General features: G+C 71.6%; 12 protein-coding genes. 4 read left to right on the forward strand and 8 right to left on the reverse strand.

Annotated elements, in window-relative coordinates:
* Positions 1–79 precede the first annotated feature (79 nt).
* The 3 genes from pflB to nirB all read right to left on the reverse strand — a co-directional run bounded on the left by pflB (position 80) and on the right by nirB (position 7,180).
* Positions 80–2,350: a formate C-acetyltransferase gene (gene pflB, locus BLT97_RS30840; protein WP_093616105.1), complete on the reverse strand. Its 2,271-nt coding sequence runs from the start codon at positions 2,348–2,350 to the stop codon at positions 80–82.
* Positions 2,351–2,677: 327 nt separating this feature from the next.
* The gene (locus tag BLT97_RS30845) at positions 2,678–4,093 is read right to left on the reverse strand and encodes a NarK family nitrate/nitrite MFS transporter (RefSeq protein WP_093616107.1); all 1,416 of its coding nucleotides are present in this window, start codon (positions 4,091–4,093) and stop codon (positions 2,678–2,680) included.
* Between the two features lie 315 nt (positions 4,094–4,408).
* Complete coding sequence (gene nirB / locus BLT97_RS30850) at positions 4,409–7,180, reverse strand: nitrite reductase large subunit NirB (protein ID WP_093616109.1); 2,772 nt, start codon at positions 7,178–7,180, stop codon at positions 4,409–4,411.
* Positions 7,181–7,778: 598 nt separating this feature from the next.
* Here nirB and BLT97_RS30855 point away from each other — a divergent pair.
* The 4 genes from BLT97_RS30855 (at position 7,779) to BLT97_RS30870 (ending at position 12,170) form a co-directional block, all read left to right on the forward strand.
* The gene (locus BLT97_RS30855; RefSeq protein WP_093616111.1) at positions 7,779–8,702 is read left to right on the forward strand and encodes a sirohydrochlorin chelatase; all 924 of its coding nucleotides are present in this window, start codon (positions 7,779–7,781) and stop codon (positions 8,700–8,702) included.
* Between the two features lie 104 nt (positions 8,703–8,806).
* Positions 8,807–10,006, forward strand: coding sequence for a low temperature requirement protein A (locus tag BLT97_RS30860; RefSeq protein ID WP_093616113.1), 1,200 nt, complete (start codon positions 8,807–8,809; stop codon positions 10,004–10,006).
* 117 nt (positions 10,007–10,123) lie between these two features.
* Positions 10,124–11,188 (forward strand): P1 family peptidase, encoded by a 1,065-nt coding sequence (locus tag BLT97_RS30865; protein WP_093616189.1) that lies wholly within the window; start codon positions 10,124–10,126, stop codon positions 11,186–11,188.
* A gap of 229 nt (positions 11,189–11,417) precedes the next feature.
* A complete protein-coding gene (locus tag BLT97_RS30870) occupies positions 11,418–12,170 on the forward strand; it encodes a DUF6227 family protein (protein ID WP_093616115.1) in 753 nt (250 codons plus the stop codon).
* A gap of 49 nt (positions 12,171–12,219) precedes the next feature.
* On the opposite strand, the gene BLT97_RS30875 is transcribed toward BLT97_RS30870, so the two are convergent.
* The 5 genes from BLT97_RS30875 to BLT97_RS30895 form a co-directional block, all read right to left on the reverse strand.
* Positions 12,220–12,492 (reverse strand): hypothetical protein, encoded by a 273-nt coding sequence (locus BLT97_RS30875; protein ID WP_093616117.1) that lies wholly within the window; start codon positions 12,490–12,492, stop codon positions 12,220–12,222.
* 193 nt (positions 12,493–12,685) lie between these two features.
* On the reverse strand, positions 12,686–14,746 hold the full coding sequence (locus tag BLT97_RS30880; protein ID WP_093616119.1) for a PTS fructose transporter subunit IIABC: 2,061 nt from the start codon (positions 14,744–14,746) through the stop codon (positions 12,686–12,688).
* Positions 14,747–14,948: 202 nt separating this feature from the next.
* The gene (gene pfkB, locus BLT97_RS30885) at positions 14,949–15,896 is read right to left on the reverse strand and encodes a 1-phosphofructokinase (protein WP_093616121.1); all 948 of its coding nucleotides are present in this window, start codon (positions 15,894–15,896) and stop codon (positions 14,949–14,951) included.
* A gap of 70 nt (positions 15,897–15,966) precedes the next feature.
* Positions 15,967–16,728 (reverse strand): DeoR/GlpR family DNA-binding transcription regulator, encoded by a 762-nt coding sequence (locus BLT97_RS30890; protein ID WP_093616123.1) that lies wholly within the window; start codon positions 16,726–16,728, stop codon positions 15,967–15,969.
* A gap of 295 nt (positions 16,729–17,023) precedes the next feature.
* Positions 17,024–18,589, reverse strand: coding sequence for an MFS transporter (locus BLT97_RS30895; protein ID WP_245769636.1), 1,566 nt, complete (start codon positions 18,587–18,589; stop codon positions 17,024–17,026).
* Positions 18,590–18,639 lie beyond the last annotated feature (50 nt).

An 18,639-nucleotide genomic window follows, 5' to 3' on the forward strand; every position in this document is an offset into this window, starting at 1 on the left:
CCCGGGGCCGCGAGTCGGGGTGGGCCCGCGCGGTCGGCGAGCCGGCGGCCCGGCGCGCGGTGCGCGCCGGGCCGGGGGCTCAGAGCGAGCCGTGGAAGGTGCGGTTGAGCACGTCGAGCTGCTGCTCGCGGGTCAGACGGACGAAGTTGACCGCGTAACCCGAGACCCGGATGGTCAGCTGCGGGTAGTTCTCCGGGTGCTCCATGGCGTCCTCGAGAACGGCCCGGTTGAGGACGTTCACGTTCATGTGGAAGCCGTCGCTGGCCATGTAGCCGTCGAGCACGCCCGCCAGGTTCTTGATCCGCTCCTCGGGAGTGCGGCCCAGGCCGTCGGGGGTGACGGTGTTGGTCAGCGAGATGCCGTCCTCTGCGTCCTCGTACGGGAGCTTCGCCACCGACATCGCCGAGGCGATGTAGCCGTGGGTGTCACGGCCGTTCATCGGGTTGGCGCCCGGCGAGAACGGCTCGCCGGCGCGGCGGCCGTCGGGGGTGTTACCGGTCTTCTTGCCGTAGACCACGTTCGAGGTGATGGTCAGCACGGACTGGGTGTGCTCGGCGTTCCGGTACGTCGGGTGCTTGCGCACCTTCTTCATGAACTCCTCGACCAGCCACACGGCGATCGAGTCGACGTCGTCATTGTTGTTGCCGTACGCCGGGTAGTCGCCCTCGATGGTGTAGTCGGTGGCGAGACCGGTCTCGTCGCGGTGGACGGTGACCTTGGCGTTCTTGATCGCCGACAGGGAGTCCGCGGCGACCGACAGGCCGGCGATGCCGCAGGCCATGGTGCGGCGCACGTCGCGGTCGTGCAGCGCCATCTCGATGCGCTCGTACGCGTACTTGTCGTGCATGTAGTGGATGACGTTCAGCGCGTGCACGTAGACGTTCGCGAGCCACTCCATCTGCTCGTCGAACTTCTCCATGACCTCGTCGTAGTCGAGGACCTCGGAGGTGATCGCGCCGGTCGCGGGGCCGACCTGGGCGCCGGACTTCTCGTCCCGGCCGCCGTTGATCGCGTAGAGCAGGGTCTTGGCGAGGTTCACGCGGGCGCCGAAGAACTGCATCTGCTTGCCGACCGGCATCGCCGAGACGCAGCAGGCGATGGCGGTGTCGTCGCCGAAGCGCGGGCGCATCAGCTCGTCGGACTCGTACTGCACCGAGGAGGTGTCGATCGAGACCTTGGCGCAGAACTCCTTGAAGCCCTGCGGCAGTTGCGGCGACCAGAAGACCGTCATGTTCGGCTCGGGGGCCGGGCCGAGGTTGTAGAGGGTCTGGAGGTAGCGGAAGGAGGTCTTGGTGACCAGCGGGCGGCCGTCCTCGCCCATGCCGGCGATCGACTCGGTGACCCAGGTCGGGTCGCCGGAGAACAGCTCGTCGTACTCGGGGGTGCGCAGGAAGCGCACGATGCGGAGCTTGATGATGAAGTCGTCGACCAGCTCCTGCGCCTGCTCCTCGGTGATGAGGCCCTGGGCGAGGTCGCGCTGGAGGTAGACGTCCACGAAGGTGGAGGTGCGGCCCAGCGACATCGCGGCGCCGTTCTGCTCCTTCACGGCGGCGAGGTAGGCGAAGTACAGCCACTGGATGGCCTCGCGGCCGGTCTTCGCCGGGCCGGAGATGTCGTAGCCGTAGGACTGCGCCATCTGCTTGAGCTCGCCCAGCGCGCGGATCTGCTCCGAGAGCTCCTCGCGCAGCCGGATGGTCTCCTCGAGCGAACGGTCGCCCGCCGGCATGGCGTTGAGCTCGTCCTTCTCGGTCTTCTTGAACGCGATGAGCCGGTCGACGCCGTAGAGGGCGACGCGGCGGTAGTCGCCGATGATGCGGCCGCGGCCGTAGGCGTCCGGGAGACCAGTGACGATGCCGGCCTTGCGGGCGGCGCGGATCTCGGGGGTGTACGCGTCGAAGACACCGGCGTTGTGCGTCTTGCGGTACTCGGTGAAGACCTTCTCCAGGTCCTCGGAGACCGGGTAGCCGTAGGTCTCCAGGGCGCCGGCCACCATGCGCCAGCCGCCGTACGGCATGATCGCGCGCTTGAGCGGGGCGTCCGTCTGCAGACCGACGATCAGGTCCTTGTCGCGGTCGATGTAGCCGGGGGCGTGCGCGGTGATCGTCGAGGGGATGTCGTGCGCGACGTCGTAGACGCCCTTCTCGCGCTCCTCCGGGAACTTGTCCGTGATCGCCTTCCACACGGCGGTGGTGCGCTCGGTGGGGCCGGCGAGGAACGAGTCGTCGCCCTCGTACGGCGTGTAGTTCTGCTGGATGAAGTCACGGACGTCGATGGCGTCGCGCCACAGGCCGCCCTTGAAGCCGTCCCAGGCCTCGCCGTTCACCGTTGCCTCCGCAGGAGCTGCAGTCATGGCCGCACCTTCCGAATCGCCGCGTCATTGCTTACTCACCATTGGACTGCGGTTGATCGATCATTTGTGCCCGCGATGGTCCCGGATTCGGTACCAATGGTCCCCCGCAAGGAGGTGCCTCGCATGTCGACAGGGCTCCGACCTGCGGTTTCTCGGAGGACGAAAGTCCCTTGTCCGCTTGTGAAAACTTTCACAAGTTTTTCGTCGAGGCTGCTCCGGGAGCTGTCGAGACTGCTCCGCGGGCTACGGAAAAGCCCTCGGACACCGACGTGCGGTATCCGAGGGCGTGCTCGACCGAAGGCCGGGCGAGGTGCCGTTCCGGGTGGGTCAGGAGGGGGACTCGGCGCCCTTGCGGGCGTAGAACCACCACGTGACCACGACGCAGCTGGCGTAGAAGGCCACGAAGCCCCACATCGCGCTGGTGACGGCGAAGTTGGCGAACAGCGCCGGGATGAAGAAGAAGCCGTACGCGGCGATCGCGGCGGTGAAGCCGGTGACGGCGCCCGCCTCCATCTCCGTCTGCTTCAGCGCCTTCGCGTACTCGGGCGTGCCCTCGGTCAGGCCCTTCAGGTGCTGGTTGCGGAAGATGACCGGGATCTGGCGGAAGGTCGAGCCGTTGCCGATGCCCGAGAAGAAGAACGCGGCGAGGAAGCAGGCGAAGAAGCCCGCGAAGTTGCCGCCGTCGCCGCCCGAGGGCAGGAAGTTGATCACCCCGATGATCGACGCGGCCATGCCCACGAAGGACAGGATCGTGACGCGGGCGCCGCCCAGCTTGTCGGCGATCCAGCCGCCGGCCCAGCGGGCCAGGGCGCCGAGCGCGGGGCCCATCCAGGCGTAGGTGGCCACCGAGTACGCGGGGAACGTGGTCTTGATCAGCATCGGCAGGGCCGCGGCGAAGCCGATGAAGGAGCCGAAGGTGCCGACGTAGAGCCAGGTCATCAGCCAGTTGTGCTTGCGCTTGAAGATGATCTTCTGCTGGCTGAAGGAGGTGGAGGCGGTCTTGAGGTCGTTCTGGCCGAACCAGGCGATGGCGGCGAGCACGATCAGGACGGGCACCCACAGGAAGGCCGCGTTCTGCAGGTAGACGGTGTTGCCGGTCTTGGCGTTGTGCTGGCCGGAGCCGATGGCGATGACCGAGCTGGTGATGACGATCGGGGTGAGCAGCTGGACCACGGAGACACCGAGGTTGCCGAGGCCGCCGTTGATGCCGGTCGCGTTGCCCTTCTCGCGCTTGGGGAAGAAGAAGCCGATGTTGGCGAGCGAGGAGGAGAAGTTGGCGCCGCCGATGCCGCACAGCGCGGCGATCATCGCCATCGTGGTGAACGAGGTCGACGTGTCCTGGATCGCGAAGCCCAGCCACAGCAGCGGCACGATCAGGACGACCGTGGAGAGCGCGGTGAAGGTGCGCTGGCCGATCTTCGGGCCGAGGAAGGTGTAGAAGATGCGGGCCGTGCCGCCGGTCAGGCCGGGGATCGCGGTCAGCCAGAAGAGCTGCGACGTGGTGAACGAGAAGCCGACGTCCGCGAGGTTCGTCGCGGTGACGGACCAGACCTGCCACACCACGAAGGCGACGAGCAGGGCGGGGACGGCGATCCACAGGTTGCGCTGGGCGACGCGCTTGCCGGTGGACTTCCAGAAGAGTTCGTTCTCGGGCTCCCAGTCGGTGATGGGGCGGCCCGGACGGTACTGCGCGGGGTCGTACGACCGCGGTGCGACCTCGACTGTTTCCTTGACGGCAGGCATGCGCTGTTCCTGGGGGTGAAGGAGTGGATCTTCCGTACCTATCCAGGTTCCGTCCGCTTTCTCTGCGGCAGGAGAGGCGTAAGTCGGCTTGTCCGCAGGCCAAGGGCCTGTGTTGAGGCGGACATTGGGACCGCCGCCGGCGGACCGTCCGGCCCGGGGTGCGCTCGGGGGCGGCGGGCGACGCGAGCTGTGCGCGGCGGGTGGGCGACGCGAGCTGTGCGCGGCAGGTGGGCGACGCGTGACGGACGGGAGGTGCGCGGATGCCGAGCGGGCCGGTCCCGTGGGAGGACCGGCCCGGGGTGCGGCTGCTTCCGGCTACGGCAGCTCGGGGACGCCGAGGGTGACCTCGGGGTCGTCCAGGCTGACGCCGGTGCGCAGGTCGAACTCCTGCTTGTGCATGGGCGAGGCGATGGTCGGTACGCCGTCGCGGCTGCCCATGATGCCGTTCGCCATGACGGCGGCGCCCGAGTACGGGTCGTGGTTGCCCACCGCGTACACCGCGCCGGAGCCGTCCTTGAACAGGGCCGCCTCGGTGCCGTCGGGAAGGACGGCCACGCGTCCGCGGCCCGGCTCCAGCTCGCCCGCGAGCTCCTCGCGGAAGGAGACACCGTCCTCGGGGGCCGTGGTGAACGGCTTGAAGCGCTTCAGCTTCTCCGGGTCGGCGAGCACGGCGGCCCACTCGTCCTGGTAGGCGGCCACATGCCGGTCCATCTGGGCCTCGAGCTCGGCGCAGATGCCGAGGGAGTCCTCGATGAGCACGGACTTGAGGTGGCCGAGCCCGCCGTCGATGCGCTCCAGCCACGCGGAGGTGCGCTCCAGGCGCTCGGCCGTGCGGACGTAGTACATGAGGAAGCGGTCGATCAGGCGGAAGAGTTCCGCCGCGTCCAGGTCCGCGGCGAGCAGGTCCGCGTGGCGCGGGGTGGTGCCGCCGTTGCCGCAGACGTACAGGTTCCAGCCGTTGGCCGTGGCGATGACGCCGATGTCCTTGCCGCGGGCCTCGGCGCACTCGCGCAGACAGCCCGAGACCCCACCCTTGATCTTGTGCGGGGCGCGCAGCCCTCGATAGCGCAGCTCCAGGTCGATGGCGAGCTGCACGGAGTCGCCCTGCCCGAAGCGGCAGAACTTCGAACCGATGCAGGACTTCACCGTACGAAGCGACTTGCCGTAGGCGTGGCCGGACTCCATGCCGGCGTCGACCATCCGCCGCCAGATGTCCGGGAGTTGCTCGGCGCGGGCGCCGAACAAGTCAATGCGCTGGCCACCGGTGATCTTCGTGTAGAGGCCGTAGTCGCGGGCGATCTCACCGATCACGATGAGCGCCTCGGGGGTGATCTCGCCACCGGGGACGCGCGGGACGACGGAGTACGTGCCGTCCTTCTGGAGGTTGGCGAGGAACAGGTCGTTGGAGTCCTGAAGGGTGGCCTGTTCGCCGTCGAGGATGTGGGTGAGGCCGAGTTCGGGGCCGAGCGTGCCGAGCACGTTGCCGACGACCGGCTTGCAGACCGTGCAGCCCTCGCCCTTGCCGTACTTCTCCATGAGTTCGGTGAAGGACCGGATGTGCTCCGTGCGCACCTTCTCGTAGATCTCCGGGCGGGTCAGCTCGAAGTGCTCGCACAGGCCCTTGGCCTTCTCGATGCCGGCGGCGGCGAGTTCGGCGTCCAGGACGGCCTGGAGGGTGTTCACACAACCGCCGCAGCCGGTCCCGGCCTTGGTGCACTTCTTGATGCCGCCGAGGTCGGTGATGCCTTCGGCGGCGATGGCCGAAGTGACCTGCGCCTTGGTGACGTTGTGGCAGGAGCAGAGCACCGCGTCGTCCGGCAGGGCGTCGGCGCCCGGGAGTTCGGCGTCGGTCGCGGGGCCGACGTAGGCCTCTGCGGGGGCGGGCAGCTGCTTGCCGGTGTGCGGCTTCAGCGAGCTGTACGCCTCGGCGTCACCGACGAGGATGCCGCCGAGCAGCGCACCGTCGGGGCCGAGCAGCAGCTTCTTGTAGACGCCGTCGCGCGAGTCGGAGAAGACCACCGAGACCGCGCCGTCCTTGCCCTCCTGGGCGAAGGGGTCGCCGAAGGAGGCGACGTCGGCGCCCATCAGCTTGAGCTTGGTGGAGGTGTCGGCGCCGGTGAAGACCTTGGTGCCCTCGCCCGCGAGCGCGTCGGCGGCGGTCTCGGCCATCTGGTAGCCGGGCGCGACCAGGCCGTACACGCGGCCGTCGGCGGTCTGGGCGCACTCGCCGATCGCGTAGACATACGGGTCGGTGGTGCGGCAGTGCTCGTCCACGACCACACCGCCGCGGTCGCCGACGGCGATGCCGGCCTCACGGGCGAGACGGTCGCGCGGGCGCACACCCGCGGAGAAGACCACCAGGTCGGCGTTGAGGGTCTCGCCGTTGGACAGGCGCAGCGCGCGGGTGCGGCCGTCGCCGTCGGTCTCCACGGCGCTCGCGCCCACCCCGGTGTGCACGGCCACGCCCATGCCCTCGATGGTCGCGCGCAGGGCGGCGGCGCCGCCGTCGTCGACCTGCAACGGCATCAGGCGCGGGGCGAACTCGACCACGTGGGTCTGCAGTCCGAGGGTGCGCAGCGCGCCGGCCGCCTCCAGACCGAGCAGTCCGCCGCCGATGACCACGCCGGTGCGGGCGCTCTTCGCGTACGCGGTGAGGGTCTCGACGTCGTACAGGGTGCGGTAGGTGAAGCAGCCGGGGGCGTCGGCGCCGTCGATCGGCGGCACGAAGGGGTACGAGCCGGTGGCCAGGACCAGGGCGTCGTAGGCGACCACCGAACCGGAGAGGGTGGTGACCTCGCGGGTGGCGGTGTCGATGTGTTCGGCCGGGTCGCCCAGGCGCAGATCGATGCCGTGCCGGGTCATGAACGCGGCGTCGGAGAGGGCGAGTTCGTCGGGGTGGGTGCCGGTGAATGCGGAGGAGAGGTGCACGCGGTCGTAGGCGGGACGGTCCTCCTCGGCGAGGACGACGACGTTCCAGCCGGGGCCCTGCCCGGTGGCCGGGTCGACGAGGGCGCCACGCTCGGCGAGCACCTCGAGGAAGTGCTGGCCCACCATGCCGTGGCCGATGAGTACCAGGGTCTGGGTCATGGGGGTTCACACTCCGGCGTGTGTAGGGGAAGCCTGGCAGGCGTTGTGAGCCTCGCCTTCGACGGTAGGCCGCGAGGGGCCCGCCCTCCGCCCGTGAAGGACCTGTTTGCACAGGTCGTGGGGCCCTTGGGTGGGGGTCTTCCGGCAGGGGTGGGGGGCTTCGGGCAGGGGTGGGGGGCTTCGGGCAGGGCGGGCTCTTCGGGCAGGGGCCGGGGCGGCGGGGAGGTGTGTGGCGGGGGAGGTGTGCGGGGTGGCTCGCGGGTCGGCGAGGGTGGGCGGGGTGGTCGTGGGCTGGCCGGGGGCGGCCGGTGACGCTCGTGGGCCGGGCGTTGGCGGGCGTGGGCCGCGTGCCGGCGTGCGGTGGTGCTCTTGGGCGCGCGGGCCGGTGGAGGCGGTGCGGTGGTGCTCGTGCGCGCTCGTCGGCCGGACGGTGCTACGCGTGGGCGCGCATCGGTTGCCGGAGGCGAGCGGTCGCGGAGGCCGCCGTGGTGGCCGGTCGCGATCGGGCGGCATCGGCTGAAGGGCCCAGACCTGCGGCCCGGGATTCCGGGTCTTCCGGCCGATCCCCGGGCGCCTCGGGATCCGTAGCGTCGTGGGTATGACCGCTGCTCCTGCCCTCCGCGATGTCTCCCGCGCCACCGCGGGCACGAACCACCAGGCCGTCACCCGGTTCGCGGGTCCGCACCGCGACGTCCCCACGGGCAGCCACTCCGCCGGGGGCAACCCCGCCGGGGGCAACCCCGCCGGGGGCAACCCCGCCGGGGGCGACCCCGCCCCGGGCGACCAGACCCCCGCGCTCGTCCTCGCCGTGCACGGCAGTGCCGTGGCCGAGGCCGGGGAGACAGTGCGGCGGTTGTGCGACGCGGTCGAGGCGCACGGCGGGATACGGCCCCTCGTCGGGCACATGGACCACCAGGCACCCTCGCTCACCGAGGTGCTCGACGAGCTGGACGCGGCAGGGCGGAAGCGGGCCGTCGTCGTGCCGCTGCTGCTCGGGGACGGGTTCCACCGGACCGTGGACATCCCGCAGATCCTGGCCGCGCCGCGCACGCTCGACACCGCCCTCACCGAAGGGCTCAGCGGGGAGTCGGACGTGGCGCTCGCGCTGTACGGACGGCTGCGCGAGGCCGAGTGCCGGGCCGGCGAGCGCGCCGACGCCGTGGTCGTGGCCGCGGCGGGTTCGTCGCGCGCGGGCGGCAACGACGGGGCCCGCACCGCCGTCGGTCAGCTGAGCGTGCTCCTGGACGCCGAGCGCGGTCCCGTGCCGGTGCTGCCCGCGTACTGCTCCTCGTCCGAGCCGACGGTCCCGGAGGCCGTGGCGCTGCTGCGGGCCGCCGGTTACCGGCGGATCGCCGTCGCCACCCACCTGCTTGCCCCCGGCCGTTTCACCCACGCCCTGGCCGAGGCCGGTGCCTGGACCGTGGCCGAGCCCCTGGCCGACCACCCCCGTATCGCCCGGCTCGTCCTGCGCCGGTACGCGGCGGCCCTGCGCCCGGCCCGCCGCGTGCGCGCGGCGGCGTAGCCCCGCGGCGGGGGCTGCACACCCGTCCCCCATGCGAGCGGCCCCGCACCGCCGACCGGCTCGTACCGCTGCCGTGCCGGTGCCCGCGCTGTCACCCTGGCGGCATGACGACGCATCCGGAACTCCCGCGTCCCACCGGCCCCCTGCTCCCGATGACGGCGCGCAGCCGCGACGAGGGCCATCGGGCGGCGACTCCGCTCGAGCTGTTCTTCGACCTGTGTTTCGTCGTGGCGGTGGCGCAGGCCGGGGTGCAGCTGGTGCACGCGGTAGCCGAGGGCCACGCGGGCGAGGGCGTCCTGAACTACGCGATGATCTTCTTCGCGGTGTGGTGGGCGTGGATGAACTTCACGTGGTTCGCCTCCGCGTACGACAACGACGACGCCCTCTATCGCGTCGTGACCCTCGTGCAGATCGCCGGTGTGCTGATCCTGGCCGCGGGTGTCTCGAAGGCCTTCCAGGACCACGACTTCTTCGTGGTCTGGCTGGGCTATCTGGTGATGCGGGTCGGCCTCGCCACGCAGTGGCTGCGGGCCGCGCGGAACACGGCCGGAGCCGAGCGGCGCACGGCGCTGCGGTACGCGGCGGGCGTGCTCGTCTGCCAGCTCGGCTGGACGGGACTGCTGTTCGCGCCGGAAGGCGCCCGGCCGTGGGTGTTCCTCGTGATGGTGGTCGCGGAGCTGTCCGTGCCGGTGATCGCCGAGCGCGATTTCGCCACCTCGTGGCATCCGCACCACATCGCCGAGCGGTACGGCCTGTTCACGATCATCGTGCTCGGCGAGACGATCGCCGCCGCGACGGTGGCGGTGAAGTCGGGCGTGGAGGAGAACCACGCGCTGGACGAGCTGCTGCCGGTGGCCGCGGGCGGGCTCCTGATCGTGTTCGCCGCGTGGTGGATCTACTTCGTGGTGCCGATCCACGGCCATCTGCGCTCCAACCGGCAGGCGTTCCTGTGGGGTTACGGCCACTACGTGATCCTCGCCTCGGCCGCCGCGATCGGCGCGGGCCTCGAGGTCGCGGTCGAGTCGGCCCTGCACAAGGCGCACATCTCGTCCTTCGCGGCCTCCGCGGCGGTGACCGTGCCGACGGCGCTGTACCTGATCACCGTGTGGTGGCTGCATTCGCGCCACTTCAAGGTGGGCCTGGCCCAGCAACTGGTGCTTCCGTGCAGCGCGTTGGCCGTCCTGGCCTGCACGTTCGCCGGGCACTGGGCGGTGCTCGCGGCCGGCCTCGTGCTGGCCGCGACCATCGCGACGGGCACGGCGCTGACCGCCCGGACGGCGCGGCACCGGGCCCGGGCCGCGTGATCCGGAGCCAACTCCCGTACGGCAGACGCGTGGTACGTATGGACCATGGACGAGGGCGCTGAGCAGGCACGGCGGGGTGCGGTCACCGGCACGACCGCCGACGCGACCGCCGACGCGATGACGGATGCGATCACCGACGTACGGGGCGTACGCGTCGGCCACGCGACCCGCGCCGCGGACGGCCGGCTGACCGGGACCACCGTCGTGCTCGCCCCCGAGGGCGGCGCGGTGGCCGCCGTGGACGTGCGCGGCGGCGGCCCCGGCACCCGCGAGACGGACGCGCTCGATCCGCGGAACCTGGTGCAGCGCGTGGACGCGATCGTGCTGACCGGCGGCAGCGCGTACGGCCTCGACTCCGCTTCCGGTGTGATGGCCTGGCTCGAGGAGCAGGGCCGGGGCTTCCCGGTGGGCGGGCCAGGGCAGGTCGTCCCGGTGGTGCCCGCCGCCTGCGTCTACGACCTGGGCCGGGGCGGCAGTTGGCGGGCCCGGCCCGACGCGGCCTGCGGGCGCGAGGCGGCCGAAGCGGCCGCGGCGGGTTCGGGCGAGGTGGCCCAGGGGGCCGTCGGCGCGGGGACGGGCGCCGTGGCCGGCGGGCTCAAGGGAGGCGTCGGCACGGCGAGCGTGCGCCTCGCGTCGGGGCACACGCTCGGCGCGCTCGTCGTGGTCAACGCGGTCGGCGACGTGGTGGATCCGCGCACCGGGGTGCTCTACGGCAGCTACTTCACCGACTCGCAGGACCCGGGCGCCCGCCCCTCCCCCGAGGTGCACCGGCGGGCGCAGGAACGCCTGGCCGCCGCGAAGTCCCGTACCGCCTCCTTGCAGGCAGCCGCGGGGACGGGCGCTCCCCTCAACACCACCCTCGCCGTCGTCGCCACCGACGCGCAGCTCTCCCGCGCCCAGGCGCAGAAGCTCGCGGGGACGGCGCACGACGGTCTCGCGCGCGCCGTACGTCCCGTGCACCTCCTGCACGACGGGGACACGGTGTTCGCCCTCGCGACCCACGAGAACCCGCTGCCCGAGGGGGCGTCGGAGTCGCTGCTCCTCGTGAACGAGCTGCTCGCCGCCGCCGCGGACACGGTGACGCGCGCGATCGTGAAGGCGGTGCGGGCCGCGGAGGGGGTCAGCGGCCCGGGCGGCGAGTTCCCTTCGTATACGGAGCTCTACGAGGGCGACGAGCGGTAGACGAGCGGTAACCGAGGCCGCCCCGCGCGCCCTCCCGGCGTGAGCCCAACTCCCTTTCGGGGTACGCCACCTGGGAACCCCCGAGAAGTCTCGTACGTTTTCCCGAACGACGGACATGATGTCCGAGCGAGGCACTACGGTGAGCGGCCAAGAGGTCACAAGCAGCAACACGCGCAGGACCGCCGGTCGGTGACGACCGCACCCCAGCACAGCAACGCCGGGAGACACCTTGAGCGTTCCGAACCAGACCCCCCAGGAGCAGGCCGACCGGCTCCTCGGACGCGCCCTCAACTCCTTCGAGCTGCCCGACGAGTTGTTCCCCCTGCTCGAGACGGCGCTCGCGCACGACGCCGCGCTGCACTCCGCCCAGCACAGCGCGGGGCTGCACCGCGAGATCCACCGCCACACCTGGCTGCTCGCCGACGGCAGCGCCCTCGTCCTGTGGGAGCTGGTGCACAATGCGACGGCGCGCCGCGAGGAGCAGCACGAGCTGTACACCGAGGCGGAAGAGGTGCACACGGCCGCGGCCCGGCTGCCCTTCCCCGCCGACCCCCAGCCGCGCCGCGAGGCCACCGAGGCGGTGGACCTGACACACGCGGACGAGCCGCTGCTCCTGGAGACGGTCCTGATGATCGCGCCGACACCGCGCCGGGCCTACGGGCACTTCGCGCAGGAGGACGCCGCCGACCACGCCCGCCGGCTGCTGCGCCGCGCGGAGAACGCGGACCGGCCCGACGAGCGGACGGCCCGCCTGCTGCGGACGGCGGTGGCGCACCAGATCACCCAGGCGTTCGGGCGGCCGGGGCGTACGGAGGCGGGGTTCACGCTGTACGAGCACGCGTTCCTGCTCGCCGACGGGCAGGAGCTCAGCCTGTGGGAGGTGGAGCACACCGACTCACCGGACGGGCGCCACGTGTGCGAGGTGTACGAGGAGGAGGGTCGGGCCCGCGCGGTCATGGAGGGCCGGGGCGCGGCGCTCTGAGCAGGGCCGGGCACGGCGCCCTTCAGCGACCGCGCCCCCGCACCGCTCGCTAGCGCTTGTCCGACAGCCGCCGCACCAGACCCGCGAACGCCGCGTGCTCCTCCTCCGTGAGGTCCACGCGCTCGATCGGATGCGGCACCGACTGCCGCGGGATGCCGTCGAGGTGGGCCGGGAGCGCGCCGGCGCGCTGTGCCTCGCGCCAGATCGCGATCTCGAAGCGGTCGCGGCGGAGCAGGCGCACCAGGCCGACGACCCATGCGACGGTCGCGACGAGGAGCACCGCAAGGCCGATCTGCTGGATGGCCGAGATCTGATCGAACATGCGGGCCAGTGAACCTCACGGACGGGGCTTAGGACAGGGCCGGAAAGGGACTTTGGTCCCGAAGTGACGTATCTCGCAGAGCGGTGCCCACAGGGAGCAGGGCGGGATACATCGGGACATACGAAAGGGCCCCGGCCTTCCTCGTAGGGAAGTCCGGGGCCCTGTGGGGAGGTTCGGGCGCTCCGCCGGCTCCTCAGGCGGTGACCGTCTCCTTCACGGCGGCCGGTGCGGTCTCCGCCTGCGGCGCCGTTCCCTGTGCGGGTACGGCCGCAGGCTCCTGCTTCCGCATCCCCTTGAGCAGGACCACGAGCCCGGCCGACACACACGTACCGGCGATGACCGCCACCAGGTAGAGCAGCGGCTGGCCGATCAGCGGCACCACGAAGATGCCGCCGTGCGGGGCCTGAAGCGTCGCGCCGAAGGCCATCGACAGACCGCCGGTCACCGCGCCGCCCGCCATCGAGGCGGGGATGACGCGCAGCGGGTCGGCCGCCGCGAACGGGATCGCGCCCTCGGTGATGAAGGAGGCGCCGAGCACCCAGGCGGCCTTGCCGTTCTCGCGCTCGGTCTTGGTGAAGAGCTTGCCGCGCACCGTCGTGGCCAGCGCCATCGCGAGCGGCGGGACCATGCCGGCGCCCATGACGGCGGCCATGACCTTGAGGTTGCCGTCGGTGGCGTTCGCACCGAGGCCGCCGATCGCGAAGGCGTACGCGACCTTGTTGAGCGGGCCGCCGAGGTCGAAGCACATCATCAGGCCGAGGATGACGCCGAGGATGATCGCGTTGGAGCCGTCGAGGGACTTGAGCCAGTCGGTCAGGGCGCCCTGGAGCGAGGCGATCGGCTCGCCGACCACCAGGAACATCAGGAAGCCGACCACCGCCGAGGAGATCAGCGGGATCACGACCACCGGCATGATGCCGCGCAGGACAGCCGGGATCCTGGCCTTCTGGATCGCCATCACCGTGGCGCCCGCGATCAGACCGGCCGCGAGTCCGCCGAGGAAGCCGGCGTTGATGGTGACGGCCACCGCGCCGCCGACGAATCCGGGCACGAGACCGGGCCGGTCCGCCATGCCGTACGCGATGTAACCGGCGAGCACCGGCACGAGGAATCCGAAGGCGAGCCCGCCGACCTGGAAGAACAGCGCGGCCCAGCTGGCCGCCTCGGTCCACACGAAGTGCTCGACGACCGACTTGGCATCGCTGATCTCGTAGCCGCCGATCGCGAAGCCGAGGGCGATCAGCAGACCGCCGGCCGCGACGAACGGCACCATGTAACTCACGCCGGACATCAGCCACTTGCGCAGCTTGGTGCCGTAGCCGTCGCCCGCGTCGCCGGCCGCTTCCACGGGCGTCGGCGCCCCGGAGGAGACCTCGCCGCGGGCGGCCTTCTCGCGGACCTCGGCGATGAGTTCGGCGGGACGGTTGATGCCCGCCTTCACCCCCACGTCGACGGTGGGCTTTCCGGCGAAGCGGTCCTTGTCGCGTACGGGGACGTCGTGCGCGAAGATCACCGCGTCCGCGCCCGCGATCACGGTCGGGTCGAGCCGTGTGAAGCCCGCGGAGCCCTGCGTCTCGACGACGAGCTCGACGCCCGCCGCACGGCCGGCGTTCTCCAGGGACTCGGCGGCCATGTAGGTGTGCGCGATGCCGGTGGGGCAGGAGGTGACGGCGACGATCCTGAAGGGCGCCTCGGCGGCGGGAGCTTCAGGTGCGGCGGCGGGGGCCTTGTGCTGCTGCGGCTCGGGGGCCGCTTCCGGTGCGGGAAGGTGTGCCGTATCCGATACGGGAGAGTCCGCCGTATCCGATACGGGCGCCTCTCCCCGTATCAGCGCAGCGGCCTGACCCGCGTCCTGGACCGCCCGCAGCGCGCCCGTGAACTCCGTGTCCATCAGCTGGCGTGCGAGCGAGGAGAGGATCGTGAGGTGGTCCTCGTCGGCGCCCGCGGGCGCGGCGATCAGGAAGATCAGGTCGGCGGGGCCGTCGGGCGCGCCGAAGTCGATGCCCTGCCGGGACCGGCCGAACGCCAACGTGGGCTCGGTGACATGGGCGCTGCGGCAGTGCGGGATGCCGATGCCGCCGTCGAGGCCGGTGGGCATCTGCGCCTCGCGTGCGGCGACATCGGCGAGGAACCCGTCGAGGTCGGTGACGCGCCCGAGCGCCACCATCCGCTCGGCGAGCGACCGCGCGGCGGCTTCCTTGGTCTCGGCGGACAGGTCGAGGTCGACCAGTTCCGCGGTGATCATCTCGCTCATCGCGGGCTCCTTTGCTCGCATATGGGGGACAGCTGTGGGGAGTTGAGGGGGACGGCGCGGTGGGGGCGGCGCGGTAAGGGGCGTTCGCGGGGGATGTCAGTGGGGGTCGATAGGCTTCTTTCAAGGGCTCGGCCCCCGGGTGGGCGGGGTACGTTCAGTTGGGCGCGCGGCCCCCTCACCCGGGCGATACAGCCCACCCCCCTCATGCCGCAGGCTCCGTCAGTGCGCGGTCCAGCGGCACCTCCGCGACCACCCGCACCGCCGCCGGGTCCAGGTCTCCGGGCGTCGGCATCACGCTGCCCGGCAGCTGGACGGCCGCCGCTCCATGGGCGACGGCGGAGGCGAGGGCTTCGGGGCCCGTGCCGCCCGCGATCAGGAAGCCGGAGAGCGAGGCGTCGCCCGCGCCGACGTTGCTGCGCACCGTCTCGACGGGCGCGCTCGCGAAGTACGCGCCGCTGTCGTCCACGAGCAGCTGCCCGTCGGCGCCGAGCGAGGCGAGCACGGCCCGCGCGCCCAGCGCGCGCAGTTCCTCGGCGGCCTTCACCGCGTCGCCGACCGTGTGCAGGGGTCGGCCGACGGCCTCGGCGAGCTCCTCGACGTTCGGCTTGACGACGTCCGGCTGCTCGCGCAGCGCGGCGAGCAGCGACGGGCCTGAGGTGTCCAGGGCGATCCGTGCGCCGGCCGCGTGGGCGGTGGCCACCAACTCGGCGTACCACGACGGCTGAAGGCCGCGCGGCAGGCTGCCGCAGCAGGCGATCCAGTCCGCGCCCGCGGACTGGATGCGCACCTCGGTGAGCAGCGACGCGGCCTCGTCGGCGGAGAGTTCGGGACCGGCCGCGTTGATCTTCGTGAGGGTGCCGTCGGGTTCGGCGAGCGCGATGTTGGACCGGGTCGCGCCGGCGACCTCCACCGGCGCCACCTCGATGCCCTGCTCGCCGAGCAGCTCGGCGACCAGCGCGCCGGGGGCCCCGCCGAGCGGGAGCACGGCGACGGTGTGGCGGCCGGCGGCGGCCACGGCACGCGAGACGTTGACGCCCTTGCCGCCCGGGTCCATCCGGTCGCCGGAGGCCCGGTTGACCTCGCCGCGCTCCAGGGCGGGCACTTCGTAGGTGCGGTCGAGGGAGGGGTTGGGGGTGACGGTGAGGATCATGCGGACCGCTTCCAGGTGGTACGTGGGGGATTCGGGTGGGGGCGGCTCAAGGACGGGGCGCCCTGTCGGGTCAGACGCGCCGGACTTCGACTCCGGCCTTCTCCATGGCCTGGGCGTCCGCGTCGGAGAGCCCGGTGTCGGTGATCAGCAGGTCGATGTCGCTCAGCGAGCCGAAACGCGCGAAGTGCTCCTCGCCGCACTTGGCCGAGTCCGCCAGCAGCACCACGCGGCGGGCCGCGGCGACGGCGGCGCGCTTCACGGCGGCCTCGGCGAGGTCGGGGGTGGTCAGGCCGTGGTCGGCGGAGAAGCCGTTGGCGGCGAGGAAGACGACGTCGGCACGGACCTCGCCGTAGGCCCGCAGCGCCCAGGCGTCCACGGCCGCGCGCGTACGGTGCCGGACCCGGCCGCCGATGAGGTGGAGCTGGATGCCGGGGTGGTCGGCGAGGCGGGCCGCGGTGGGCAGCGAGTGGGTGACGACGGTGAGCGAGGACTCGAGCGGCAGTCCGGCGGCGAGCCGGGCCACGGTGGAACCGGCGTCGAGGATCACGCTGCCGTCGGCGGGCAGTTCGGCGAGGGCGGCCCGCGCGATGCGGTCCTTCTCGTCGGCGGCGGTGGACTCGCGCTCGGCGAGGTCGGGCTCGAAGTCGAGGCGTCCGGCCGGTATCGCTCCCCCGTGGACGCGGCGGACGAGGCCGGCGCGGTCGAGTGCCTTGAGGTCGCGCCGTACGGTCTCGGCGGTGACCTGGAACTCCTCGGCGAGCGAGAGCACGTCGACGCGGCCGCTCTCGCGGGCGATCCGCAGGATCTCCTGCTGGCGCTCCGGTGCGTACATGTGGGTTCAGCTCCGCTTCGTGCCCGAGTGTGTGGGTTCTTTGTCAGCGTACGGGTGCCACGCCCCGTAAGTAAACAGGTTCGGGCACCGTTCGGGCACAAACAGACTTTGGTCCTGCTGGGTGGGCGCCTGCGGCGGGCCTTTCTCCCCGCCCCGCCCCTTCCCGAAACCGGGGCTCCGCCCCGGACCCCGCATCCGACCTGCGGCCGGATCGCCTCAAACGCCGGCGGGGCTGAATACACACCGACGCCCCCGCACCAACAGGTACGGGGGCGTCGAGGCGGGAGCGCGGAGGTCAGTGCACCAGCACCGGCTCCTCGTCGTCGTCCGCCGCCTTGCCCTCGGCCGGGGCGGCGTCGGACGGGGGCTCGTCCGCCCCGCCCTCCAGGTGCTGCTTCGGACGCTTCGGCAGCGCGAACATCACCAGGAAGATCGCGCCGAGCACCGCGGCCACGTACTTCAGGGCGTGCTGGAACGCGGCCACGATCTCCGGGGCCAGCTGCTGCGGGGTCGCGTGGTCGGAGAGCTGGCCGAAGAAGACCACCGAGACCAGACCGAGGCCCAGCGCATTGCCCATCTGCATCGTCGTGTTGATCAGGCCCGAGGCCGAACCGGCGTGCTCACGCGGCACCTCGGACAGGACGGCGTCGGTCAGCGGGGCCACGATCAGGCCCATGCCCACGCCCATCACGACCAGCGGGAGCGCCATCTGCCAGGCGGTGATGGTCATGCCGTAGCGGTCGGCCTCCCAGATGTAGAGGAGCACACCGACGACCATCGTGAGCGCGCCCGCCTGGAGGACCTTGCGGCCGAAGACCGGGACCAGCTTCTGCACCGAGATGCCGGCCGCGAAGGAGACGGCGATGGAGAACGGGATGCCGGTCAGGCCCGCCTTCAGGACGCTCCAGCCGAGGCCGGTCTGCATGTAGAGGGTCCACACCAGGAAGAAGATGCCCATGACCAGGCCGAAGGTCAGCTGCACCGCGATACCGGCCGCGAAGCTCTTCACCTTGAACAGCGGCAGCTCGATCAGCGGCGAGCCGTCCTTCTTCGCCTTGTAGCGCTCGTACGCGACGAGGAGCCCGAAGACCGGGAGCGAGCCGGCCATCATGAGGTGGCCCCACAGCGGCCAGTCCAGCTCGTGGCCGCGGGTCAGCGGGTAGATCAGCATCAGCAGGGCGGCGACGACGATGACCACGCCGACGAGGTCCAGCTTGAGCGCCTTGGGGGCCTTGGACTCGCTGATGAACTTGCGGCCGAGGATCAGGGCCGCGATGCCCACCGGCAGGTTGATCAGGAAGATCGGGCGCCACTCCAGACCGAACAGGTTCCACTCGGTGAGCAGCGCGCCGAGCAGCGGGCCGGTCACCGCGCCGAGTCCGACGATTGCGCCGAAGAGGCCGAAGACCTTGCCTCGCTCGTGCGCCGGGAAGGTGGCGTGCACGATCGAGAGCACCTGCGGCACCATCAGCGCGGCCGTGGCGCCCTGGAGGATGCGCGAGGCGACCAGCATGTCGGGGTTGACCGCGAATCCGCACAGCGCCGAGGCCAGGGTGAAGCCCGCGATGCCGATGAGGAAGAGCCGCTTGCGGCCGTAGATGTCACCGAGGCGTCCGCCGGTGATGAGGCCGGCCGCGAAGGCCAGCGCGTATCCCGCGGTGATCCACTGGATGTGGCTGGGGCTCGCGCCCTCGTCCCGCGTGATGGTGGGGATCGCGACGTTCACGATCGTCACGTCCACCAGGTCCATGAACGACGCGGTCATCACGATCGCCAGGGCGATCCACCGCCGCCGGTCGGCCCCGTCCTGGCCTTCCCGGCCTTGGGCTATGCCCTGCGCGCTGCTGCTTGTCTTCTTCATGGGAAGTACGTTAGACGTCATGTAGGACAGGTCACGACCTAATTGAGGAG

The organism is Streptomyces indicus (genome assembly GCF_900100315.1).
Classification (GTDB): domain Bacteria; phylum Actinomycetota; class Actinomycetes; order Streptomycetales; family Streptomycetaceae; genus Streptomyces; species Streptomyces indicus.